Origin of the sequence: Bacillus sp. B-jedd, from assembly GCF_000821085.1 — a bacterium.
Lineage (GTDB): Bacteria > Bacillota > Bacilli > Bacillales > Cytobacillaceae > Bacillus_D.
In genome coordinates, this window is sequence record NZ_CCXR01000002.1 from 60,913 (window position 1) to 84,844 (window position 23,932).

20 protein-coding genes are annotated in these 23,932 nt (G+C 47.4%); 10 read left to right on the plus strand and 10 right to left on the minus strand.

Features of this window, described 5'->3' with window-relative positions:
- Nucleotides 1-13 precede the first annotated feature (13 nt).
- A complete protein-coding gene (locus BN1002_RS22100; protein WP_048828184.1) occupies nt 14-2,065 on the minus strand; it encodes a CocE/NonD family hydrolase in 2,052 nt (683 codons plus the stop codon).
- A 100-nt stretch (nt 2,066-2,165) separates the two neighbouring features.
- Complete coding sequence (locus BN1002_RS22105; protein ID WP_048828185.1) at nt 2,166-3,734, minus strand: BCCT family transporter; 1,569 nt, start codon at nt 3,732-3,734, stop codon at nt 2,166-2,168.
- Nucleotides 3,735-4,115: 381 nt separating this feature from the next.
- Here BN1002_RS22105 and BN1002_RS22110 point away from each other — a divergent pair, with 381 nt between their 5' ends.
- Complete coding sequence (locus tag BN1002_RS22110; protein WP_231575130.1) at nt 4,116-4,799, plus strand: TetR/AcrR family transcriptional regulator; 684 nt, start codon at nt 4,116-4,118, stop codon at nt 4,797-4,799.
- A gap of 42 nt (nt 4,800-4,841) precedes the next feature.
- Here the strand turns inward: BN1002_RS22110 and BN1002_RS22115 are convergent, their stop codons facing one another.
- Both BN1002_RS22115 and BN1002_RS22120 read right to left on the minus strand, forming a co-directional pair.
- Entirely contained in the window at nt 4,842-5,195 is a 354-nt protein-coding gene (locus tag BN1002_RS22115; RefSeq protein WP_048828186.1) for a YlbF/YmcA family competence regulator, read from the minus strand.
- A 96-nt stretch (nt 5,196-5,291) separates the two neighbouring features.
- Nucleotides 5,292-6,428 carry a DUF445 domain-containing protein gene (locus BN1002_RS22120; protein ID WP_048828340.1) on the minus strand — a complete coding sequence of 379 codons (1,137 nt, stop codon included), beginning with the start codon at nt 6,426-6,428 and terminating at the stop codon, nt 5,292-5,294.
- 274 nt (nt 6,429-6,702) lie between these two features.
- On the opposite strand from BN1002_RS22120, the gene BN1002_RS22125 reads away from it, so the two are divergent.
- Nucleotides 6,703-8,064, plus strand: a complete 1,362-nt coding sequence (locus BN1002_RS22125) for a YheC/YheD family endospore coat-associated protein (protein ID WP_231575142.1) — start codon at nt 6,703-6,705, stop codon at nt 8,062-8,064.
- A gap of 537 nt (nt 8,065-8,601) precedes the next feature.
- Here the strand turns inward: BN1002_RS22125 and BN1002_RS22130 are convergent.
- Nucleotides 8,602-10,239 carry a hypothetical protein gene (locus BN1002_RS22130; RefSeq protein WP_048828188.1) on the minus strand — a complete coding sequence of 546 codons (1,638 nt, stop codon included), beginning with the start codon at nt 10,237-10,239 and terminating at the stop codon, nt 8,602-8,604.
- A 3-nt stretch (nt 10,240-10,242) separates the two neighbouring features.
- Nucleotides 10,243-11,001: an ABC transporter ATP-binding protein gene (locus tag BN1002_RS22135; RefSeq protein WP_231575131.1), complete on the minus strand. Its 759-nt coding sequence runs from the start codon at nt 10,999-11,001 to the stop codon at nt 10,243-10,245.
- Nucleotides 11,002-11,195: 194 nt separating this feature from the next.
- Between BN1002_RS22135 and BN1002_RS22140 the strand changes: the two genes are divergently transcribed.
- Nucleotides 11,196-11,549 (plus strand): YjgN family protein, encoded by a 354-nt coding sequence (locus BN1002_RS22140; RefSeq protein WP_048828189.1) that lies wholly within the window; start codon nt 11,196-11,198, stop codon nt 11,547-11,549.
- A 46-nt stretch (nt 11,550-11,595) separates the two neighbouring features.
- On the opposite strand, the gene recQ is transcribed toward BN1002_RS22140, so the two are convergent.
- Complete coding sequence (recQ, locus tag BN1002_RS22145) at nt 11,596-13,755, minus strand: DNA helicase RecQ (RefSeq protein WP_048828190.1); 2,160 nt, start codon at nt 13,753-13,755, stop codon at nt 11,596-11,598.
- 123 nt (nt 13,756-13,878) lie between these two features.
- Here recQ and BN1002_RS22150 point away from each other — a divergent pair, with 123 nt between their 5' ends.
- The 4 genes from BN1002_RS22150 (at nt 13,879) to BN1002_RS22165 (ending at nt 17,265) form a co-directional block, all read left to right on the plus strand.
- A complete protein-coding gene (locus BN1002_RS22150) occupies nt 13,879-14,181 on the plus strand; it encodes a hypothetical protein (RefSeq protein WP_048828191.1) in 303 nt (100 codons plus the stop codon).
- Nucleotides 14,182-14,364: 183 nt separating this feature from the next.
- Nucleotides 14,365-14,577, plus strand: a complete 213-nt coding sequence (locus BN1002_RS22155; protein WP_048828192.1) for a YheE family protein — start codon at nt 14,365-14,367, stop codon at nt 14,575-14,577.
- 69 nt (nt 14,578-14,646) lie between these two features.
- The gene (locus BN1002_RS22160) at nt 14,647-15,555 is read left to right on the plus strand and encodes a PucR family transcriptional regulator (RefSeq protein ID WP_048828193.1); all 909 of its coding nucleotides are present in this window, start codon (nt 14,647-14,649) and stop codon (nt 15,553-15,555) included.
- A gap of 597 nt (nt 15,556-16,152) precedes the next feature.
- The gene (locus BN1002_RS22165; protein WP_048828194.1) at nt 16,153-17,265 is read left to right on the plus strand and encodes an ABC transporter ATP-binding protein; all 1,113 of its coding nucleotides are present in this window, start codon (nt 16,153-16,155) and stop codon (nt 17,263-17,265) included.
- A 173-nt stretch (nt 17,266-17,438) separates the two neighbouring features.
- Here BN1002_RS22165 and BN1002_RS22170 read toward each other — a convergent pair whose 3' ends face one another.
- Together BN1002_RS22170 and fumC are read right to left on the minus strand one after the other, a co-directional pair.
- On the minus strand, nt 17,439-17,681 hold the full coding sequence (locus BN1002_RS22170; protein WP_048828195.1) for a hypothetical protein: 243 nt from the start codon (nt 17,679-17,681) through the stop codon (nt 17,439-17,441).
- A gap of 693 nt (nt 17,682-18,374) precedes the next feature.
- Nucleotides 18,375-19,751 (minus strand): class II fumarate hydratase, encoded by a 1,377-nt coding sequence (gene fumC / locus BN1002_RS22180; RefSeq protein ID WP_048828197.1) that lies wholly within the window; start codon nt 19,749-19,751, stop codon nt 18,375-18,377.
- A 299-nt stretch (nt 19,752-20,050) separates the two neighbouring features.
- On the opposite strand from fumC, the gene BN1002_RS22185 reads away from it, so the two are divergent.
- A complete protein-coding gene (locus BN1002_RS22185; protein ID WP_048828198.1) occupies nt 20,051-20,737 on the plus strand; it encodes a sigma factor-like helix-turn-helix DNA-binding protein in 687 nt (228 codons plus the stop codon).
- 17 nt (nt 20,738-20,754) lie between these two features.
- Nucleotides 20,755-21,336, plus strand: a complete 582-nt coding sequence (gene clpP / locus BN1002_RS22190; RefSeq protein ID WP_048828199.1) for an ATP-dependent Clp endopeptidase proteolytic subunit ClpP — start codon at nt 20,755-20,757, stop codon at nt 21,334-21,336.
- Between the two features lie 66 nt (nt 21,337-21,402).
- On the opposite strand, the gene BN1002_RS22195 is transcribed toward clpP, so the two are convergent.
- Nucleotides 21,403-21,915, minus strand: a complete 513-nt coding sequence (locus BN1002_RS22195) for a GNAT family N-acetyltransferase (protein ID WP_048828200.1) — start codon at nt 21,913-21,915, stop codon at nt 21,403-21,405.
- Between the two features lie 130 nt (nt 21,916-22,045).
- On the opposite strand from BN1002_RS22195, the gene BN1002_RS22200 reads away from it, so the two are divergent.
- Nucleotides 22,046-23,824, plus strand: coding sequence for a M3 family oligoendopeptidase (locus BN1002_RS22200; protein ID WP_048828201.1), 1,779 nt, complete (start codon nt 22,046-22,048; stop codon nt 23,822-23,824).
- Nucleotides 23,825-23,932: the final 108 nt, after the last annotated feature.

A 23,932-nucleotide genomic window follows, 5' to 3' on the forward strand; every position in this document is an offset into this window, starting at 1 on the left:
GCAAAATTAACTGCTACATATGGTCACGAGGAATTTCCGTTTTCCAGGTTTTCGTAAATACCTGCTCCCCGCTTTCAAATGCGGTAAGTTCATTTAAGACATAAAAATTATCTGCGTCGCAAGTCATCAGGCTTATACTCCTCAGGCTTGTCTGCCAGTCACCGCGGCCGACATCCAATGTCCACTCGCAGCGCACTTCCGCGGATAGCGGGTCATTTTCCTTAATCGTGTACACATTCCGGTTTGTGCTGCCATATTCGAGTCCGTTCGATGGCAGACGGCGGGCTCCCTCATCTGAAAAATCTTCCAGAACCCAAACCCCGTTAATTAAATCATGATGGACATTCCTCATCCTGCTTTCAGCCCTTAAAATTTCCCTTTCAGCAACCGCAGCGGTTTCAGGTGCACCAAATGCCGGAAGCTGTGCGTCGATTTCCTGGGGCGGGCGGACAGGAAGCAGCAACCTCGTAGTTTTGCCAGGATAGACCTTCAAGGTTACAGGTTCGGGTGATGGCCAGGCATGCGGCCAGTACGTCGGCGATAGCGCCACCCGCCATCGGTGTCCCGCAGGCAGGACGTGACCAATTGCGTTAAGCTTCACCTTTACCGTATACTTTTTTCCCGGAACGAGCGGGACGGGGTGTTCATGGCTGTCGCGATGGGTCAGATTGAGCATGCCCCAGCTGACCAGAGTGGAGGCACCATCAGGAGACACATCACAGAGCCTTGCTGCAATCAGCGCGTTAGGCCGGTCGGATGAAAGCTCAACCTCGACTTCAGGAAACCCAAGAATCTCCATTTGTTCTGCCAAAGGTTCGGATGTGAACGTCACGGATAGCCCATCTTCAAGACGTTGGTCGGAAGCAAGATCGCCTGGCTGGCCGAACGGACACCAAACTCCCGCATAAAGGCCATGCTGCTGGACACTGGAAACTGTCACTTCCTCCCTGCCCTCGGGAACTTCGTTTGTCAGCCCGCTCCCTTCAAGCCAGAGTGAAGCCGGGTCAATCGCTGGCGAAGGCCACGACTTCTCTGCCACCCAGCGTCCAGGCCGTTCATCGTAATCAACCTGCGGCGGCACACTCTCCTGCATCCACGCCCGAAGCATCGGTTCATCCATAATCCCCGTGTCAATGCCCTTAAGCCATTGGTCCCACCAGCGGAGGCATTCCTGCAGGAAGCCAATCGCCGGGCCCGGTACAGCCACTTCAGGATATTCATGCGCCCACGGGCCAATCAATCCCTTACTTGGGCCAGGCAAACCTTCAAGCAGCCTGAGAATCGCATTTGTATACCCGTCAGCCCAGCCTCCGACTGCAAAAACCGGGATAGTAATATCGGAATAATCTTCACAGACAGAACCATGTTTCCAATAAGCGTCACGGCGCTGGTGCCTCACCCATTCCTCTGCGAATGGCGGTGTTTTCTCGAGCCGCTCAAGCCAGGACTCGCGCCATCCATCCCCGACTACGTTCGGGTCTGCGGGCCGCCCGTTATAGACCAGCATCGTCGAAGCCCACCAAAGCATATCGGATGCGAGCATGCAGCCACCCATATAATGGACATCATCCGCATACCGGTCATCCGTGGAACAGAGGGTGATGACCGCTTTTAAAGCGGGATGCCTTCTCGCCGCAACCTGCAGTCCGTTAAAACCACCCCATGACTTCCCAATCATCCCTACAGATCCGGTCGACCATGGCTGCGCGGCGATCCAGCTTAATATCTCCAGTGCATCTTCCTGCTCCTGGGGCAAATATTCATCATAGAGAATGCCATCGGAATCTCCCGCGCCGCGCATATCAACCCGGATACTTGCATAACCGTGTCCGGCAAAATAAGGATGGCGGATCGAATCCCTCAGTGCCGTAAAATCATTTTTCCGATAAGGAAGATATTCGAGGACCGCGGGAACAGGATTCTGCTCTGCATCCTCCGGCAGCCAGATTCTTGCTGATAGCCTTGTGCCATCGGACATTGGAATCCAGATATGCTCTATTTCCCGGACTTTCCTCGGAAACTCTGTCTTAATTGTTAAGTTGGAATCCCTCACATTAAAAACCATTGTAAACCCTCCAAGCAAGTGTGCTGTCTCAGTCAAATTTCAAAACTTATGTACAAGAATCCAGGCATGGCGAAGTTTCCTTCCACCATGCCCTTCTTCATCATGCCGACTCGGTTCCTTTTTCCGCTAAGCCTTGGTGCTCCTCTAAAAGGATTTCCCTTTTGGCGGTATTGTCTCCGAAATCCGATTTCAACCATTTTATTAGTGAAACCGCAAGAAGCAGGTAAATAACCAGAACCGGAACAGAGACGATGACAGATGATGTCTGAATCACCGTTAAACCGCCAATCATCAGGAGGGCAACAGCCATTACCGCCAAAACAGCTCCCCATAATAGGCGGTGCCAGCGGGCAGGTTCCTGCTTTCCGACTAATTCCTTTGTGGCGATGGCTGAAAGAATATAGGTCGCCGAATCCAATGAAGTTGCCAGGAAAATAAACCCGAGGACAACGAAAAAGATGAGGACGACTTTGCTGAGCGGCAGTGTTTTAAGAACCTCAACAATTGTTGCCGGGCCGCCTTTGGCTTCAAGAATGTCCGTAATCGGAATAATATCATTCAATTGAAGGTGCATCGCATATCCGCCAAACACAGCGAAATACAGCCAGCTTCCGACTGTTCCCCACAGGAGGACTGAGCTGATTAGCTCCCTGATCGTGCGCCCTTTTGAAATGCGGGCGACAAATAATCCCATGAATGGGGCTGTCGCCGCGAACCAGGCCCAATAAAAGACCGTCCACGATTGCGGGAAACCACCCTTCGAAATCGGATCTGTATAAAAACTCATGTGGACAATATTTTGCAGCATTAAACCGAAGCTGTTTGTAAAGTAGGATAAGATAAAGATTGTTGGCCCGGTAATAAGAACGAAAAGTGCGAGGGCGAGGGCAAGATAGACGTTGATGTCACTCAGCTTCCGGATCCCTTTATAAAGTCCCAGATAGGCACTCGAGCAATAGATGACTGTCCAGATCGCAATAATGATGATGCTTAATCCAAGTGACTGTTTCATCCCGAGAATTTCGCCAATTACCGCGGATATCATTGGAACTCCAAGTCCAAGCGATGTGCCAAGTCCCCCAACAAGGCTCCAGATGACAAGGATATCAATGATTTTGCCAAGCCAGCCATCAGCATGTTTGCCAAGTACTCCCCGGCATGCTGTACTGATTTTCAGCGAAGTGTTCTTTTTGACAAAAAATGAATAGGCGATCGTTACTGTAGGCAGGGCATACAGCGACCAGGCGGAAATCCCCCAGTGGAACATGCCGTAAGCAACAGACCACTCGGCAGCTTCTGGACTCTCGGGTTTAATGCCGAACGGCGGGCCGGTATAATAATAGATTGGCTCCATAATGGACCAAAACATAATGCTTGTCCCCATTCCCGCGCAAAACAGCATGGCTCCCCAGCTGAAATTGGAGAATTCCGGCTTCCCTTCACCAAGCTTTACGCGTCCGTATCGGCCGAAAATCAGCCATAGCAGCATAACAAACAAACCCGCAGTTAAAAATTGAAACGCCCAGTCTAGTTTAAATGTAATTCCTGTCATTAAATTGTTCAGTACGGGTTCCGCAGTTTCCCGATTTACTACCAGCAGTAAGGTAGCAGCTACAATAACAATTAATGATGACCAAAAAACAACCGGATCGATTTTTACCTTCCCCATATGTTTCACCTCTTTTTTAGATTGGCTCAGTTAAATTTGAGTGTTGATTTTCAAGAAGTTGATTGGAACGGAGGGGACTGACTCCGGCGGGATGAAGCGGCACGTGGAGACCCCACAGGCGTCTATGACGCCGAGGAGGCTCCACGGTCCGCCCCGCGGAAAGCATGTCCCCGAGTGGAAATCAACAATCAAGGATTACAAAGCCTTTAATTTAAAAGTTTTTGATTAATTTATTTCCAAATGCCTCCATTTCGTGATAATATTGATTAGAAAATAATCATGATTATTTTTTAGAATAGGATTATCTTAGCATATATTTTTTTAAGTATACAAATTATCTGAAAACAAAATGGCTGAATTTTATTAAGCGAGGCGATCGTATTGGATAAAAAAAAGATCCAAATGGGCCGTATGTGGCGCTACTTTGTGGATGCCACATCCGAAATTATCGAGGAAGAAGGAATTGATAAAATTACCATCAGAAAGGTTGCCGACAGAGCGGGGTACAATAGTGCTACTCTCTATAACTACTTTTCTGAGGTTTCTCATCTAATCTTCTTTGCGTCTATGAAATTCCTTAAACCGTATACTGACGAAGTCTCCAGAATATTGGAAGGCAGCGGAAATCCACTAGAGAAATACCTTCAGGCATGGGATTGCTTTTGCCGGTATTCCTTTAAGACCCCTGAGATTTTCCATGCTGTCTTTATCATGGATTTAGGGGACCAGCCCGAAAAACTGCTTGAGCATTATTACGAGCTCTATCCGAATGAGCTGATTAAAATACCGGAGGAATTAAAGCCGATCTTATTTGAGCGGAACGTGACGAAACGGGGAAGGTCTTTCCTGGAGATTGCCTTGAAGGAAGGGTATATCAGTGAGGAGAATATTGATGCGATCAACGAATTGACCATCCTCATCTGGCAGGGAATGCTGACGAATATCCTCAATAACCGCAGGGATTATCAGCCTGATGAAGCTGCTAGAATAACAATGGATTACATTACGCAAATCGTTACGAATGAAAAAACTTTCCACTTTCAAAAGTTAGATATTGGTTCATAAAAAAATCCCGGAAGCATCTTGCGCTTGCCGGGATTTTTCAAATTATTGCTTTGGAACACCGTATAGCTCCTCAAGGGGTTTCATAATCAGCTGATTGAGTTCACCAATGACCATGCCCATCCTTTGTTCCGCTTCCATCAGTCTTGAGATTGCGGGATGCTGCTGGACGAGTGCTGCTGATTTCTGAGCCTGGACAACCTCGTCTTCGCCAATTTCCTGTCCCATCATCTGTTTTTGCTGGAGGTTCATTTGGATTTGGCGGAAGTTTTCAAACATCCTCCGCGCCGATTCGTCCGCGTTCACCTCGTCGTAAACACGCTTCAGGTTATTATACTCGTTGCTCTGGCGAATCGCCTTTTCAAGCTCATATGCGGCATCATACAAATTAACTGCCAATGGTAACACTCCTTTTTCAAATGTGGCATACCTGTTCACTATACCAAACAGCCGTAATGAATGGAATGCCCGGCAAAAAGGCCATAACGGTATATATTATGAAAAGAAGATCGCAAATATGCCTTGGAATATCCCAATCAAGCCGCCCAGCAGAGCGCCAAGGTAAGTAATCATTTTCAGTTCGCTCCTCGTAATGCCGAGCACCATATCCTCAAGGCGCTCCAATGAAAATGTCGCAACCTGATCACGGACCAGTTCCTGGAGACGTAGTTTTTCCATCATCATTTCGATCCTAGACGTCAGCCAATCCCCAAGCATGACGACTAGATTAGGTGCCATCCGGTCAAGAATTGTCTCTTTATACGAGGCAAGCAATTCTGACGCAGGGGTCGTAAGAAGCTTTTCGGCATCAGCCAGATTGATCGCATATTCCTTAAGAGAATTGACGATTTTTTCCCTTCCGGCCATGTTCTCCAATTCCGCCGCGTCCCTTTCAAGAAGCTTGGCCCATTCTTTCCTTAATATGCTGGTAATTAACCCGTGCGCGCCGTCACTTTTAAAGAATTTAATGATTTCCGGCTGGATCCTGTCTGCCAGGCTAACATTCCCAAGCACCATTTGAAGCATATTCCCAAGCATTCCTTTGTCCTTGAAAAATTCGTCAAACAAAATCTGTATCCTCGCCTTGCCTTCATAGCTCGAGAAATAATCTGCTCCCTTACTGAGGATGTACGAACTGATTTCCGGGATTTTTTTATCCGCTCCCTCGAGGAGAGCTGGAGGGACGACTTCGCCAATCGGCCGCCCTCTATATTGCCCCATCGCCTTTTCATAAACGCCTTCAACGAAGTGGCCAATCCTTTTTTCAATTCGCTCCGCCCCATTCGCGATCCCTGCTTTATCGAGAAGGCTGTTGATTGTAATGTCTGATTCAAGAAACGTCCGCAGCTCCTTTTTGACGAGCTCGGTCATATCTTGCTGGAATTCGGGCTGCATAAACTTGCCCCTGATGCTTTCCGGGGTCACAAGATGTTCAACAACCATCCTGCCCATCTGGTGCGCAAGTTCATCCCTTCTTTTCGGAATTAAACCAGGAGTGAACGGAACCCGCCATTTGCCGATATAAAGAGTCTTGTACGGCCTGAAAAGCATTTTAATCGCCAGGTGATTTGTGAATCCCCCGATTATGGCGCCAATTATAGTCATAAACAAGATTGTGATTGCTGTATTCATGTAATCAACCCTTCCGAAAAATAACACGAACATTTTGCTTGTCCTGTACATACGATACTATATCAGTTTTTGCCCATCTTTACCCCAAATTAGCAAAGGCTCACCCTATTTATAAAAAATAGGGGGCTGCTATACATCCATCGCCCCGCCGCTCATTCCTGCTTCCGGGGCTTCATGCAAAACTTTTCCCTTCAACCTGAATTTGAAACTAGGCAACTACCTTGCCGGCCCCCTCCACTAGGGAGGCCGGGCAGAGAAGGATGTGAGATTGTTGGTGAGCGTATACCCGATTGAAACGCTGGATCATGACAAGCCTATCTTTTATTATCCCCGCGGATTCTCCCCCGGTACCTCTATCAAAAAAATCGCCTTTGGCTCAGGGCTGATAGAGGCTGTTCTCCTGCCGAATCCGGAAAATGAAGAAACCGCCGCCATCAGCAAATTAGTGGCAGATGCGCTTCATTTTCCCGAGTACATGGATAAAGCAGGGCTTTTTTGTGATGGGGACACGTTGTTTCTTGGACCGTTAATTGGCCTGTTTACATCGAATTTAATTGACTCTTCCGAAAAGCCCGCCGGGGATAGGTCACATTTTTACTCAAAACTTCTTAGCACCTGTACGGAGGCCGGCGCGGCAGGCTACCTTTTTACCGCCAATGGGATCGACTGGGAGAAAAACCTCGTAAAAGGATATTTTTTTGCAGAAGGAAAATGGAAAACACGGACCGCCCCTTTACCAAATGTCATTTATGACCGGCTCCCAACACGAAAAAGTGAAAACAGGCCAGAAGCAAAGCTTGCAAAAGAGAAGCTCGCAAATGATTATATGATCCCCTCGTTCAACCCCGGTTTTTTCAATAAACTCGATATTATGAACCGGCTCAGTGGCGTGTCCGAGGCACAAAAATATATGCCGGAAACGATGTTATTTACATCTGTCAATGAAACAAGAAGGCTCCTTGATAAATTCGGCTCCATTTATTTAAAGCCGGCAAACGGAACTCTCGGGATGGGCATCCGCCATGTCATCGCAGAATTTCCCGGCTCCACCTGTTACTGCCGCTATCGTGATAATAAGGGGCAGAACAAGCTGTTAAAGTTCACAAATCTAAAAACACTCATCTCCACAATGTTTAACGAATCAAAACTGAAAAAGATTCTTGTCCAGCAGCGAATTCTCCTTTTAAAAGTCAATGGGCGGCCCGTTGATTTCAGAGTCCATACGAATAAAGACGGCAAGGGCAATTGGCAGGTATCAGCCATCGCCGGCAAGATGGCGGGGAATGGCAGTATCACCACCCATGTTAGGAGCGGTGGGGACATCCACACTTTGAAGGAGCTCTTCAACGAAAAGAAAGCGAAGGAAGTGGAACGGAAATTGTCAACGGCGGCCCTGGAGCTCAGCAATCTTCTTGAGGGAAAAATGGATGGAACCATCGGAGAATTGGGTTTCGACTTCGGCCTTGACCGTGACGGCATCGTCTGGCTTTTTGAAGTGAACTCAAAACCCGGCCGATCGATTTTCCACCACAAAGGCCTCCGGACATATGAAGCGCTGACTAGGAAGCTGACAATCGACTACTGCATCCATCTCGCAGAGAAAGCGGTTTTGGTTCCCGGTGAGGTGTATAAGTGACATCGCAGCCCCATTCACCGGGCCTGCTTGAGGTTCTTTTGCAAAATGAACAGGGTTAAGGCTGCATTCCTCAAGAGTTCTGTTTTCCTTGAGGAATATTTGCGAAAATGAACTAGTTCATTTTTGCAAAAAAGTTCCTGATAAACCAGCCCTTCTGCAAAAATAACTAGTGAAAACTTACTATCCAATTCGCAAAAAGTAGTAGGCGTCTGACGCCTACTACTTTTCGTGAAGGTTCTATAGTTAATTAACTAGTAATTTCATTGGGAATTTCGTCAAATGGGCTAGTGAAAATTGGCTATAATATTATTTTTATCTAGTAGGGGTCTGGCCCCTACTATATCGGATAGTGATATTCCACTAGTTAATTCACAAAGTATAACTATATAAATTAAACAATAACTAGTGAATCAGGGGGATTAATTAGTTAATAATCACTAGCCACCCTCACCTGAATGGTATAAATCCCCCTCACAAGCAACTTAATCAGGCAAAAGAGGCTGCAGACACCTAATGTGCCCGCAGCCTCCGTCAATTCTATCTCCATATTTTCCGAGCGGCTACTCTCCAAGAAATCGATGCTGCAAGCAGCATAATCAGGACAAATAGATAATTGCCGTACAGGAAGAGTGTAAATAAATAGTGGACGCCCATGAGTATGAACATAGGAATAAGATAAATCATCGTTTTCCAGCCCTCGCTTTCCTGGCTTGCTTCAAACGATTCCGAAAAGGGAAGCGAACCCTTCAGCAAGTAGGTGCATAGGACCGTGTAAAAGATTGCGGCAAGAAAAGCACCGATGGCGTCTGGCAGGATGTCCAGTCCGAAAATGGCACAAAAAATGGCGCCGGTGAGAATGTATACGGGCAGGAGAAGCCGGATGAAAAACGCCTTTAATGTTCCGCTATACAAGAAAGTATACGATTTGAGCGGCGCAGCCCGGAACAGCCACGACGCCTTGTAGCGGCCGGAAAATTTCAGCATCATGATGGAGGTCGGGATGACGATTGCCGCCATGTAGATGGAAATATATTGTTTGCTGCCAGCTAGGCTTGCATATGAATCCCACTGAAGCCGGTTTAAAACGAGGATGACCGGCAGGACAACGGAAAGGCCGATGGAAGGATACACCTTCAGCCGGAAATCGCGTTCCGTTTTCATCATCGCCAGAGCGAATCGGTAAAACGCCCGCTCTTCCGGATTGGGACAAAGGATTTTTGAAAGTCTCGAATCGAGCTTCGGGACTTTGACTCGGCTCGGGCCGCTTCCCGAGGAAAGCTTCTGCATTTTGCTTTCAAAAGAAGGCATTAGCCTAATATAAAGCGCGAAGGCAGCAATCGGGAATGCTATCGCAAGCAAGGCAAACAATCCAAGCTGCGGTGCCCAAAACCCTTTCAGCCCCACTTCAAAAAGCGAACCGAACCAAACTGGCGGAAGGAAGGCCTGCCACCAGTGCGGTGAAGCCACCCCTTCCATTTCAATCAGTTGAAATGACCTGCCCACGAGCTGATAGCCAAGTGCGAGCGAGACAGATAAGAGAATCTGCACATAGTTAATAATATCCCGTAACCTTTCACCATCAAAAAAGCGAAGGATAAAGTAATAAACCATCGCAGTCGCCGCCAGGATCAATAAATCGGCAAAAAACAGTCCGAGAAGGAAAACGAAAAAAAACACCGGACCATGCCTGATTAGCCCTGCGACAAGCGGAACTGAAGCCAGGGAAATCGTTAGAAAAAACATATAAATGGCGACATGGACAGCTTTTGCAAAGCTGAGCGTTTTCCTGCTTACCGGCTTGGCCAATAAAATATGCCGATCCCTTAAATCGAGCAGGACCGAGGAAAAATCGGACACAATCGACGTCATAATTAAGAACATGAGAATCGCAAAAAAGACGGTCATTTGCACTAAATAATGATCGCCGATCAGGATGAGCGGCAAGAGCAGCAGACCAAAAATTGAATAAATCCAGAGAGACTTCATAAAACGGTTTTCTTCCTTGGAAGGATCCTCCTGCTTTTTCCTCATTCCTCCCATGATGGTCGGTACTCTTCGCTGATCCATCGTCATCTTCATGGCAAGTATTTTCCGCATGGCGGGATAATCGGCGCCGAATTTCACAAACAGCCAGTCCAATCTGTCCAGCACTTTCAGAGTCCTGAAGTCACCCAAGAGTTACACCTCCCGGACAATCGATACAAATTCGCCGGCTAAATCCCCAAACTCATCAAACCCGGTCAACTGATTGAAAATCTGTTCAAGCGACCCCTCAACATTCTGTTTCTGCAATTGCTCGAAGCTGCCATCCGCGACAATTTTGCCTCCATTGATGAGGATGATCCGGCTGCTTATTTTTTCTACAACATCCATAATGTGCGAGGAGTAAAAAATTGTCTTGCCGCTGGCCGCCAGTTGGGAAAGGATCTCCTTGAAAATCATCACCGAGTTGGCATCAAGGCCGCTTAAAGGTTCATCGAGAAAAAGAAGGTCGGGATTGTGGAGCAAACTGGAGATGATCATCACCTTTTGCTTCATCCCTTTTGAGAAGGAAGAAATCCTGCTGTAAAACACATTGTCAAGCCCAAAAGCCCGCATTAGCCGTTTCGCCTTGGCTTCCGCTTTTGATGCTTCCATTCCGTACAGCTCGCCAATAAAGGTCAAATATTCAATCGCGGTGAGATTGTCATATAACTCGGCGATTTCAGGAACATAACCTATTTTTCTTTTATATTCATAATCTCCGGGCTGCAGCTTTTGCCCAAAAATTTCAATTTCGCCTTCATAGCCTTCCTCAAGCCCAAGAAGAAGCTTGATCGTTGTGCTTTTCCCTGCTCCGTTCGGCCCGATATACCCGATGATCTGCCCGCAGGTAACATCGAGGTCGATCCCTTTCAGGACCTCCTTTGCTCCGTAACTTTTCTTCAGGCCTTTCAAAGACAGTACGACTTCTTCTGTATGTAAAATAAGGATCCCCCGTTTCTGTGAATATAGGAATATTTTAACACATTTGGGGCTCTGTTTTGCATAGGCGCTAGATTTTAAGGGAGTTAAAAGAGTTCTCATTTCTGTCACTAGAGTATCCGAAGTTAATGTGGAATAATTATTAATAAATGGAAGGAGGTGGAATAATGAACGCAGAGGTAATTATTAAGAATGTACCTACTATCTCAACCAGCACGAACAAATCGTATTTTGATGGAGGACTTTTACAATACATAGGTTGGACATTACTTGGGTGGTTGGTGACCGTTTGTACATTTGGGATTTGCTACCCTTGGGCAATTACAATGATTTACGGCTGGAAAATAAACCACACTGTTGTTGAAGGACGAAGGCTTAAGTTTAACGGAACTGCAATCGGCCTTTTCGGAAATTGGGTTAAATGGTGGTTTTTTTGTATAATCACATTAGGTATTTATTCTTTTTGGCTTTTTATCGCTCTGGAAAAGTGGAAGGCCAAACATACAACATTTGCTGAATAAGTATTAATATAAAAAATGCTCATGGCCAATGAGCATTTTTTATATTTTAAAATATTGAATTACTAGTTTCTATTCCTTTAATGCGGCTTTTCTCCAAGATCAAAAATGCTTTTATCATAAAATAGGAAACTTCTTCGGGCAGGAGTTCCTTGATTGGCTTCAGTTTTTCCCTGCCTGCCTCCTCAACCGCCTGCTCAAGCATTGGCATGAACTCTTCAGGGATGAGTTTTTCGAACTGGACCGGCAGGCCGTGCTGATGGCAGCTAAGCAAGTGGTTTTCAACCGTACTGAGGGCGAGGCCGCGCTCTTTGGCAATGTCTTCAATCGCCAACCCATCGAGGTGGAGATTGTGAGTTTCAAGATGCGAATCGCTTGTCGGTTTGGCGGCCGGACGTTTTTTGGCCAGTTCTTCTTTTGCAAAAACAGGCTCCCGGTCCGGATTTTCCTCGATGAATTTCTTTATCGCCCCGATAAAATCGGCCCCGAATTTCTCCAGCTTCGCCGCACCAACACCGCTGACTTCGAGGAACTCATCTTCCGATTGCGGCAATTTCAGGCACATATCCTTTAAGGCCGCATCCGAGAAGATGACGAAAGGCGGGACATTCGCTTCATCGGCAAGCAGTTTCCGTAAACTGCGCAGCTCTTCGAAAAGAGGGTCCTTCGTGGAAATTTCGGCGGTCTTTATGGCTGTCTTCCTGAAAACCTGGAGCTGCCCTTTCAGGACTTCCCTGCCTTTTGCAGAAACGTAGATTGTTGGAAAGGTTCCGTGCTCGACACCAATCATGTCTTCGGAAATCAAAAACTCTATTAAACTCCCGGCATCCTTGGCGGACCAGTTTTCCATGATTCCGTATGTGGACAGCTTATCAAAGCCGAATTCGATCAGCTTTTTATTTTGCGAGCCGGTCAGCACCTGGGCCGTCATGGCTTTCCCAAAACGCTGCCCCATCCGGATGATGCATGATAGTACCATTTGCGCTTCTTTCGTGACATCCTCGCTTTCCCGCGTATCCGTGCAATTGCCGCAGCGGCCGCACGGTTCGGTGTCCGTTTCGCCGAAATAGCGAAGAATGTATTCCTGGAGGCAGCTTTCCGTATGGCAATAATCGGCCATTCCCTGCAGCTTCTCAAGTTCGGAAGCAGCCCTGTCACGTTCGATTGATTGTTCAATCAGAAAGCGCTGGACCTGTATATCCTGCGGGGAATAGAGAACAACACAGGAGCTCGGAAGCCCATCCCTCCCCGCGCGGCCCGCTTCCTGGTAATAGCTCTCCATATTCCTTGGAAGCTGATAATGGACCACATAGCGAATGTTGCTTTTATCGATTCCCATTCCAAACGCGGAGGTCGCGACCATGACGGCCGACTCATCCCTGAGGAAGCGTTCCTGCTCGCTGTATCTGTCGGCGTCGCTCATCCCGGCGTGGTAGCGGGATACCGGAATGCCGCCTTTTTTCAGGCTTTCATACAGCTGATCGACCGTTTTCCTTGTGGCAGCATAAATAATCCCTGTTTCACTTTCATTTTGCTGCAAAAATTGCTTCAGGAACTTGCCGCGGTCCTGGCCCTTAATGACGGAAAAGGAAAGATTCTCCCTTTCAAAGCCTGTGACAATCTCATTCCCGATTTCTATACCGAGTGAACGGCAAATATCATCCCTTACCAACGGGGTGGCAGTGGCTGTCAAGGCAAGCATGACCGGCTTATTGCCAAGGCCGTCTGCCATTTTTGCTATATGTCGGTAGCTGGGGCGAAAATCGTGGCCCCACTGTGAAATACAGTGCGCTTCATCCACCGCGATGAGGGGGATGTTTATTTTGCCAAGCTGGTCAGTAAAATAATGGGACTCAAGGCGTTCCGGTGCAATGTAAAGAAGCTTGTACCTCCCGGCGATGGCATCCTCCATCCTTTGGGATGCTTCCTGGCTCGTTAAAGAACTGTTAATGTAAGTTGCATCGATCCCTAATTGGACGAGTGTGTCCACCTGGTCCTTCATCAAGGAAATGAGCGGGGAAACGACAACCGTAGTGCCGGGCAGCATCAGGGCCGGAATCTGGTAACAGACCGACTTCCCTCCGCCTGTCGGCATGACACATAGTGTATTTTCTCCTTGAAGGACAGCGGAAATCGCCCGTTCCTGCCCTTCCCGAAAGGACGTGTAACCGAAATATTCTTTCAAAAGGTCATTCGCTTTTTGCAACAAAAGGAACCCTTCTTTCTTTCGTATGGTAATTTATATTATATCGGAAAAATGGGAGGTTTTCGCTAACCGAAGTTTAGTTCTGAACATATTTTGCAAGTAAATACATGTTAAGGGGTTTTAATCATGTTTTCGAAAAAGCGGACATTGCTGCTATTCCTGTTTGCTTGTGCTGTCCACGCCATTGCGTTCTTCTACTTTTTTTCCATCGGTATTTCCAATGCGCTCGATGGCTCCCACCGTAAATCATACTTGGATTGGCTCCCTTTCGCTGTCTTTTTAGCCAGCTTCCTGTTGCAAGGACTGCCCGGCCTCAGGGCCAGCTGGAAGGCATGGCCAATCAGAATGCTTGTTTCCCTGGTTTTTGCCGTTTCGGCCTTTGTCTGGCTTATTGCCCTTCTGTTTCGGGTGATTGGCTTTTCATTATAGTAAGTGCTCGTCCCGCCTCTTACTATAAGGTACAATAAAGTGAACCTAACCATCAATGAGGCCTTATCCCCCATTGATGGTTAGGTTAGCCAAAGGATCTATATGGGCATTTTGATCTTTATCGTTACTCTTGGGATAGGGGTCTTACTGCCGTTAATAGTGGAATAAAGCGGGGGGATACTATTGCTTACACATTTTCAATTTAAGCCTTTATATGAAAACGAGGCCATTCCCGGCTGGCAGTTTTCATTCTATTTCAAAAAATCAAGACGCACCGGCCGTTATCTGCAGGATGGAAAAATTGAATGGGCGGAGAACCCGCCTGAGGAGACAGACAGGAAGTCCCTTGAAGCCCAGGTCCACGAACTCATGCTTTTCCACGTGTATGACCGTTAATGCTTTTTCCAAGTAAGAGGTTCACTGCTATAATAATGGTAAACGACTTTCAAAATGGGAGTTACATGCATGTTCACAAACCTATTAAAGCTATATCCGGAAGCTCACCTTTCGGATCATTTGCCAGAGCTTGAAGATAAAAAACAGTATATTTTTCAAAATGAAACTCGAACCGAGTGGATCACCATCCCGGCCGCGTCGATTAGCGAAAAGGAAGTGGAGTTGCTGGCTTCACTGTTCACACGGGTGGAAACACCGGCTGAAACTATTGCGCCAGCTTTGCAGCAATGGAAAGATTACCTTTTCGGAAGAGGTTCGTTGCCTTCCGGCGCAGAAGGAACTTCCGCCCGAATCATCCAGTTTCAGTTTTATGGTGAAAATGATGAACGGGAAGGACTGGAGACCGCGTTGAAAGGCTTTTTTCCAGAAGATATCATTGTCTTTTGGGAAAGTCATGATAGAGCGGTAGTGGTTGAAAGAGGGAACCTTTCGCTGGATGAACAGGACTTGGCATCATTATCCGGTGCGTTGGAAAGCGATTTTTTTGTAAAAACAGCTGCCTATATCGGCAGGCAACTTCCGGTTGCTGAAACCCTTCCGGATCACTTTTTCATGGAGCGGGGATATTTTGATTTTGGCAAAAAACACATCGATCCGAACGGCTTTTATTCATTTGAAAAGGTGTTCCCTGCCTACGTAGCATCGATGCTGCCAGATCCGCTTGCCGATGCGCTCAACAGCGAATTCGCCGACGCGTTCAGAAGCGACGACGAAATGTATACAACCGTGAAAGGTTTCCTTGAGAACGGCTCCAATGCGAGCCTGGCCGCAAAAAAACTGTTTATCCACCGGAACACACTCCAGTATCGGGTCGATAAATTCACGGATAAGACAGGCGTCAGCCTGAAAGATTTCCACTCTGCATTCACTGTCTATCTGGCCTGTCTCCTTTATGAAAAAAATCGAAATCAAGAATGAATAAGTTGCCGCAACTGAGGTTGCGGCTTTTATTATGTGGATGAACCGATTGGTTTTTTAACACTTTATGTTTTTGTTACGACTAGTTTGATTTGTGTACTGCTTCAAAGACTTTTAACCTTATATGTTTTACCGGGACTAGTCTGCCTGGGGCACTTTACTGGTTAAATAACTATTTTTTAGTAGGGGGTATGAGCATCACTATTTTTGAATCCCAACAAAATAGTTGATTTTCACTAGTGATTTTAGCTTTTTAAGAATAAAAAATTACTAGTTAGTACTACTTTTATATAGTAGGGGCCAGACCCCTACTATATAAAAACAAAAATCTAGTAAGTTTTCACTAGTCAATTGGCCAATGTTTCAGTTAATTTAACAAGTCATCATCATGTTTCTTCACTACTTTTCCTCCAAGAATACTAGTCATCCTCCCCCTTCTTTACACATTTGATAGCAACTCCTGCTTCAGTTTGGAAGCCTTTCCATGCAGTGTGCCCAAATTTTAATCGTTCAGTTTTGTGCAGGGTGTCTATATCGTTTTGGAAAGGTTTTCAGTAGACTTGGTTTATAAAGATTTTTTATTTGGAGGTTGTTTTAATGGCTGAGTTGAAGTTGGATCATATTTACAAGGTTTATGATAATAAAGTGACTGCAGTTGAAGATTTTAATCTGCATATCCAGGATAAAGAATTTATCGTGTTTGTCGGTCCATCCGGCTGCGGTAAGTCCACTACACTTCGTATGATTGCCGGCCTTGAAGAAATTTCTAAAGGCGATTTCTATATTGATGGCAAACGGGTTAATGATGTCGCTCCGAAAGACCGCGACATTGCGATGGTTTTCCAGAACTATGCGCTTTATCCGCACATGACTGTTTATGACAACATGGCATTCGGCCTGAAGCTCCGTAAGGTTCCTAAAGCTGAAATCGATAAAAAGGTGAAGGATGCTGCAAAAATCCTTGGTCTTGAAACATACCTGGATCGTAAACCAAAAGCACTTTCCGGTGGTCAGCGCCAGCGTGTTGCCTTGGGCCGCGCTATCGTCCGTGATGCGAAGGTTTTCTTGATGGACGAGCCGCTCTCCAACCTTGATGCAAAGCTCCGTGTCCAGATGCGTGCTGAAATTGCCAAGCTGCACCGCCGCCTTGACACAACAACTATTTATGTAACGCACGACCAGACTGAAGCGATGACAATGGCAACCCGCCTCGTCGTCATGAAAGACGGCATCATCCAGCAGGTCGGTACTCCTAAAGAAGTTTACGAAAAGCCTGAAAACGTGTTCGTTGGCGGCTTTATCGGATCGCCTGCAATGAACTTCTTCCGCGGTTCACTGGAAGGAGACAAATTCGTTGCCGGGGACGTTTCAATTGCCGTTCCTGAAGGCAAAATGAAATTCCTTCGCGAGCAAGGTTATGTCGGCAAGCCGGTCATCCTTGGCGTCCGTCCTGAGGACATCCATGATGAGCCAGTTTTCATTGACGCCTCTTCCGGTTCTAAAATCAATGCGACTGTTGATGTTGCTGAATTGACTGGCGCGGAAACGATGGTATACTCAAGCTTGGCTGGCCAGGATTTTGTGGCGAGGATCGATTCCCGCTCCGACATTCATCCAAACGACAAGCTAGAGCTTGCTTTTGACATGAACAAAGTCCATTTCTTCGATGTCGAAACAGAACAGCGTATCCGCCCTGTCGGAGATAAGTAAAAATCATATGATCAAAAAGAGCGCTCCCCATGCGGGCAGGCGCTCTTTTTATGCTGTGTAAAAACGGTTATCGGCAAAATTGGGTCTCTTACAGGGGGTATACTCTGCGCTTGAGCCAAATTTCCGGGATGCGTAATCCAAGGTTCATTTTGCAAAAAGGCTCTTGTGAAGGGTTATTCTTTTACGAGGATGACGCAGTCAGTGCCGCATGATGTGCAGCGGTAAAGGTGGGGACACTGGTGGTTCTGTAAGTCGCTTGGTATGCCGTCTTCGAGTTTCATTTGGTCGATGGGCATATAGGGGCTGTAGTCGTCGAAATAGTCCTGGTAACGTCCTTTTTCTTCCATGAGGCCATTGCAATCGACGCAATTAAGTTCAAGTTTTTTCAAGCCGTTGCAGACTGGGCAGACGCCCATGCTAATCCCCTCCCTTTTCCTTTAGTTTTTGTCTGGCAAGTTTTTTTATGCAAAATTTGCCTTCGGTTTTACGAATAATGTCTTGGCTGTTGTTCAAACTAGTAATGTATTGGCGGCACGGCACTGGTTTTTTAATCTACTTGTGCTTATTGACGACCGCAAACCACGTTGTTTACGCGTACGGCTGCCAAGGCCGCTTATTGGCGACCGCAAACTAGGGTTTTTCTTCGTACGGGCGACAAGACCGCTTGTTGGCGACCGCATACTATTTTGTTTCCGCGTACGGGCGTCAAGAATGTCTATTGGCGACCGCAATCGGAGTTGATTCCGCATACGGGCGACAAGAATGCTCATTGGCGACCGCATACTATTTTGTTTCCGCGTACGGGCGTCAAGAATGTCTATTGGCGACCGCAATCGGAGTTGATTCCGCATACGGGCGACAAGGCCGTTTATTGGGGACCGCAAACGAAGTTTTATTCATGTACAGGCGCCAAGAAGCCAAAAAAGCCTCTTTCATTCCAACCATTGGGTTCCAGAGCCTGGCTTCCTAGCGAAACCAGGCGCGCCGGTGCAAATCCGGCCAGCCCAGCCATCAGACAAGATGCCTTCTCATATCCGAGGGGGCATTTTGCATTAGAACCGCTTTACAATTCAATCGATGCCCTCCAGTAAGCCGAGCCTGCCCTCCACTTAAACCATATTCTCTGGCTTCACCCATTCATCGAATTCCTGCTCTGTCAGGGACCCGGATCGGACTGCTGCTTCCTTTAAACTCAAATTCTCATTGAAGGCGAGCTTAGCGATTTGGGCCGCTTTTTCATAGCCGATATGCGGATTGAGCGCGGTAACGAGCATGAGTGAGCGCTCCATTTGTGCCTGGATGGCGGTTTCGTTCGCTGTAATGCCTACCGCGCAGTTCCGGTTGAATGAATTCATCCCATCGGCAAGCAGTCTCACCGACTGAAGGAAATTGTGGATGATGACCGGCTTGAAGACGTTCAATTCGAAATTTCCCTGGCTTGCCGCGAAGGCGATTGACGCGTCATTTCCGAACACCTGGCATACTGCCATTGTCAATGCCTCGCTTTGAGTCGGATTAACTTTGCCCGGCATGATCGAGCTTCCCGGCTCATTGGCGGGTATCATAATTTCGCCGATTCCGCTCCTTGGGCCGCTCGCCAGCCAGCGCACATCATTGGCGATTTTCATCAAGTCCGCCGCAAGCGCCTTCAAAGCTCCGTGAACATAAACCATTTCATCATGGCTTGTAAGCGCGTGGAACTTGTTGGCCGATGAACGGAACGGATGGCCGGTAACGCTGGAAATCACTTCAGCTGCCATATCGCCAAATTGAGGGTCGGCATTAATGCCGGTACCAACTGCAGTCCCCCCAATCGCCAGGTCAAGCATCCTTTTACTTGATTCCCTGATCATTTCACCGCTTTTTTCAAGCATCGTGCGCCAGCCGCTGATTTCCTGTCCGAACGTAAGCGGGGTTGCATCCTGAAGATGGGTCCGGCCAATTTTAATGAGCTTTTCGTAATCGCTCTCCTTTTGACGGAAAGTCTCTGTCAGTTCTTCAAGCGCGGGCAGCAGCGCAGACACAACCTTCCCGTATGCGGCGATGTGCATTGCGGTCGGGAAAGTGTCATTGGAACTCTGCGACATATTAACATCGTCATTCGGATGTATTCTTGTGCCGCTTCCCTCCCCTTCCAGCAGCGCATTGGCCCGGTTGGCGATCACTTCATTCACATTCATGTTAGACTGCGTGCCGCTCCCGGTCTGCCAGACAGCGAGCGGGAAGTGGCCGTCATATTTTCCTTCAAGGATTTCCGCGCAAACGTGGATAATCGCATCCTTCTTTTCATCCGAAAGCTTTCCCAATGCATTGTTGGCGACCGCAGCGGAAAGCTTGACGGTCACAAGACTGTAAATCAGATCAATCGGCATTTTTTCCGTGCTGATCTTGAAATTTTCGAGGCTTCGCTGTGTTTGCGCCCCCCAGAACTTATCCGCCGGAACCTTCACTTCACCTAACGTATCCCTTTCAATCCGGTAGTCCATCGTTCCCTCCCGATTTTCACCGCCATTCCGAAGCGGTTTTATTTTGACAGGAATACAGCCTTTTCCGGCCGTGCTTCCTCCTCATTCTTAGTTCATTTTCCCCTAATTTTATAAAGCAAGCCTGTTTTAAAGGCCCTTTTTGCAAAAATGGCCAGCAAGAAGCCGTGTGGCAATACTCCTGAATTTAGGCTGTCACTGCCATCCATGCTAAAATAAATTAAATTAATCGAACTTTGCCCGTATCTTTCCATTCGACTCCGACGTTATAGGGGCAGAGTGGTGAAAAGGAGTGACAATGAATGGCCGCCAGCAAAAGACCTGCCGCCTTGAAGAAGGCTGAGAAGCAAGTGCTGGGATCTCTGCAACTGTACTTTGATTCCTTGCAAAAATACTGCCGGTTCCTTGCCAAAAACAAGTGGGATTCCGACGATTTATTCCAGTCCGCGCTCCTGAAGGGGTTGGAGAACTATGCTCCCCGGGACGTAAGCCCGGCACTTTTGAAAAAAATCGCCTATCATCATTGGATTGACACAGCCCGGAAAGCAAAGCGCGAGCTTCCTGGTGTGTCCGAGGAAACAGCCTCGCGGGATTCTTCTTCAGTTGAAGGCAGGCTTGACGCCGTGAAGCTTTTACTCGAGAGAACGACACCAAAGCAGGCAGTGATTTTTCTTTTGAAAGAAGGATTCAACTATCAAGCAAAGGAAATTGCCGGGCTGATGTCGATGACGGAAACCGCGGTAAAATCGCTTCTTCACCGGGCAAAAGGGCGTTTGAATCACGAACGCCGCCTCCACACGGTTGATTCACAATGGCAGGAGGAAGACCGGGAACTGCTGTCCGGGCTCATCGACAGGGCACTGCGGGAAGAAGACCCGTCCGGATTAATCGCAAACATCCCGAACATCCCTTCACTGGCGGAGGCACCAAGGATGGCCCTTTCGAGTCAAACCCGCACCCCTCTTGGCTATGGCTGCATGGCAGCTTAATAAGGGAGGAATTTCTTTTGGCGACAGTTCCATATGTGATTGAACAGTCTAATCTCGGTGAGCGCTCCTACGATATATATTCGCGGCTGCTGAAGGACCGCATCGTCATGATCGGCGACGAGATTAACGACCATGTGGCGAACAGCGTAATCGCCCAGCTCCTGTTCCTGGAGGCGGATAATCCGGAAAAGGACATTTCCATTTACATTAACAGTCCCGGAGGCTCAACGACAGCCGGGTTTGCCATTTTTGACACTATGCAGTTGATTAAACCGGAAATCAGCACGATTTGTATCGGGATGGCCGCGTCATTCGGCGCGATGCTTTTGCTTGCCGGCACAAAAGGGAAACGGTATGCGTTGCCAAACAGTGAGATTATGATCCACCAGCCTTTGGGAGGCGCCCGCGGGCAGGCGACGGAAATTGAGATTTCAGCCCGAAGGATTCTGAAGCTCCGTGAGCATGTCAATCTAATCATCGCCGAGCGGACCGGGCAGCCGGTGGAGAAAATCGCGAAGGATACAGACAGGGATTATTTCATGAGCGCCCAGGAAGCACTCGAATATGGGATTATTGATAAAATCATCAGCAAGAAGTAATAGATAATCTTGCCTTATTTTTGCTAAAAGGCCGGGGTCCATACCCCGGCCTCTTTTTCATGATATTTAAAACTCGCTTGAATAGCTGAAAATCCCTGAAACACCCTTTAGGCTTTCTGGCTTCAATTCGATTGCCATGAACACTTCATCGGGTACGTCCCATGGCGCCTTGATTCCCCATAACGATGCCTTTTTAAAGCCGAATTTCGGGTAATACCCCGGGTGGCCGAGGACAATGGCAGATGCAAATCCGAGTGCTTTCGCCCGGTCGAGGCCTTCGGTTATCAGAGCAGTGCCAATTCCTTTATTCTGGTATTCCGGCAAAACGGATACAGGCGCAAGCGCCAGCGTCTCCGACTGTCCGATGATTGCTTTTGAAAACATGATGTGGCCAACCACTTCCACTCCAATGAACGCGACAAGCGATAATTCCGGGATGTATGCATCTGAATCCCTAAGACGGGCAACAAGTTGGTGTTCCGTTTGATCACTGATTTCAACATTGGCAAAGGCTTGTCGGACAACTGCTTCCACTGCTTTATAATCTTCGGTCTTTTCCTGTCGAATTATAATATTCATCAACTTCGTCTCCCCGTCTGACTTACTCTTTTTTTAAGAATACCATACGGCTTTCCTTTGCAAAATATTCCTCTTTAGGCGATGATAGGAATATATGTTCGTTATAGAAATACGCCAGGAGGAACGCTTCATGCCACTAAACCAGTACCGGCAGAATTGGGATTTGGAAGTGATATTTCCCGGTGGGAGTCGATCAATTGCATTAGAGGAACACCTTAAAAATCTGGAAAACGGAATGAGTATACTGGAAAACAACAAGGCAACTTGCTTATCCACTATCGACACTGCCCCGGAAATCCTTGCAAAAATGATAGAATCATTGACAGATATAAAGCCAGGCATTTCCCAAGCCTCCTCTTTTGCCGCCTGCCTCATTGCCCAAAATCCAAAAGACCATGGTGCTCTAGACGTTCAGGGGAAAATTGCTGCCGTCAACAGCAGGTATGAGTCAATCCTGCAAAAAGTCCAGCTAAGAATGGCTAAAATTCCGCAAGTCGTGTGGGATCGGCTCATGAGTTCAGAGAAATTGAAGATTCATCATTTTCTTTTGAATGAGTGGCGCAATCAGGCAGGAAATCTGCTTGGGGATCGGGTAGAACAGGTAGCCGCGGCTTTAAGCCCAGACGGCTACCTTGCCTGGGGGCAATTTTATCAGCAGCTTTCCTCCGGCATGAAGATCACGATTGGCAAAAAAGACTATTCAGTCGGACAGGCAATCAACTTTCGGGCGCATCCGGATGAATCGGTACGGAAGGAAGCCCACGAAGCTTTGGAAGCCGCCTGCCGGAAAAAAGAGGATCTTTTTGCAAAGACAATCAATCATCTTGCCGGATTCCGTCTCCAGCTAAACAAAATGCAAGGCATTAACAGCACGCTCGATCCTGCACTTCTGGACAACCGGCTTTCTCCTGCAACACTGGAAGCAATGTGGTTCGCTGTCAGCCGTTCCAAGCCGGCATTCACCGCATATTTGAACGAGAAGGCCCGCCTCCTTGGCAGTGGGAAACTGGATGCCTTTAACTTTTGGGCGCCGCTTGGATCAACTGAAAGTATATTTTCGTATGATGAAGCCGCTGATTTCATTCTGAAGCACTTTGGCCGATTCGGCCCTGAAATGGAATCCTTTGCCCGAAATGCTTTTCAAGAAGGATGGATTGAAGCGGAGGATCGTCCCGGTAAAGCGGGCCATGCCTTTTGCGCCGGGTTTCCTCAATCAGGGGAATCGCGGATCTTCCTGACATTTGGCGGAAGAATGCCGAATATGCTGGCACTTGCCCATGAGCTCGGACACGCCTTTCATAACCATGCGATGAGGCCGGTCCATCCTCTTCACCGATATTATCCGTTGTGCATCGCCGAAACCGCCTCGACGTTTTCGGAATTACTCATCATTGACGGGGCATTGGATAAGGCAGCAGATGCGAAAGAAAAACTGTTTCTCCTCGACGAAAAACTGAAACGCAGTGTGATGAATTTTATGAATATCCATTCACGGTTCTTGTTTGAAAAGCGATTTTATGAGGAAAGAGCGGACGGTTTTGTACCTGCCCCACGGCTGAACAACTTGATGGCGGACGCCATAGAGGAAGCCTATCAAGGTTCCCTTGCCAGCCCATCGGTTAGGTCGTGGATTTGGACTCCTCATTATTATTTGACGAAATCACCGTACTACAACTTTCCTTACACATTCGGATATTTGTTTTCGATCAGCCTCTATGGAATTTGGAAAGAAAGAGGAAAATCATTCGAACTGGACTATATGAATCTGCTGCGCGATTCTGGCAGGATGGATGTTGAGGATTTAGTAAAGAAGCATACCGGCGAAGATATAACGAGTGAACAGTTTTGGGAAAAAGGATTGCGGCTTTGCGTGAAGGATGTTGCTGATTTTCTAAAGCTTTCAAAATAAAAACCTGCAGAATTGCTCCGCAGGTTATGGCTTTGCCACAATGTATCCGATAAAATAAACTAAAATCATGACGCTGCCAATCGTAAGCGTAACGGAAAACATCCCCAA

Bases quoted from the DNA above. Each gene is read 5' to 3' on its own strand.
- BN1002_RS22100 (WP_048828184.1), bottom strand. From the start codon at position 2,065: ATGGTTTTTAATGTGAGGGATTCCAACTTAACAATTAAGACAGAGTTT.
- BN1002_RS22105 (WP_048828185.1), bottom strand. From the start codon at position 3,734: ATGGGGAAGGTAAAAATCGATCCGGTTGTTTTTTGGTCATCATTAATT.
- BN1002_RS22120 (WP_048828340.1), bottom strand. From the start codon at position 6,428: ATGAATACAGCAATCACAATCTTGTTTATGACTATAATTGGCGCCATA.
- BN1002_RS22140 (WP_048828189.1), top strand. From the start codon at position 11,196: ATGAACGCAGAGGTAATTATTAAGAATGTACCTACTATCTCAACCAGC.
- BN1002_RS22150 (WP_048828191.1), top strand. From the start codon at position 13,879: ATGTTTTCGAAAAAGCGGACATTGCTGCTATTCCTGTTTGCTTGTGCT.
- BN1002_RS22160 (WP_048828193.1), top strand. From the start codon at position 14,647: ATGTTCACAAACCTATTAAAGCTATATCCGGAAGCTCACCTTTCGGAT.
- BN1002_RS22165 (WP_048828194.1), top strand. From the start codon at position 16,153: ATGGCTGAGTTGAAGTTGGATCATATTTACAAGGTTTATGATAATAAA.
- BN1002_RS22170 (WP_048828195.1), bottom strand. From the start codon at position 17,681: ATGGGCGTCTGCCCAGTCTGCAACGGCTTGAAAAAACTTGAACTTAAT.
- fumC (WP_048828197.1), bottom strand. From the start codon at position 19,751: ATGGACTACCGGATTGAAAGGGATACGTTAGGTGAAGTGAAGGTTCCG.
- BN1002_RS22185 (WP_048828198.1), top strand. From the start codon at position 20,051: ATGGCCGCCAGCAAAAGACCTGCCGCCTTGAAGAAGGCTGAGAAGCAA.
- BN1002_RS22195 (WP_048828200.1), bottom strand. From the start codon at position 21,915: ATGAATATTATAATTCGACAGGAAAAGACCGAAGATTATAAAGCAGTG.
- BN1002_RS22200 (WP_048828201.1), top strand. From the start codon at position 22,046: ATGCCACTAAACCAGTACCGGCAGAATTGGGATTTGGAAGTGATATTT.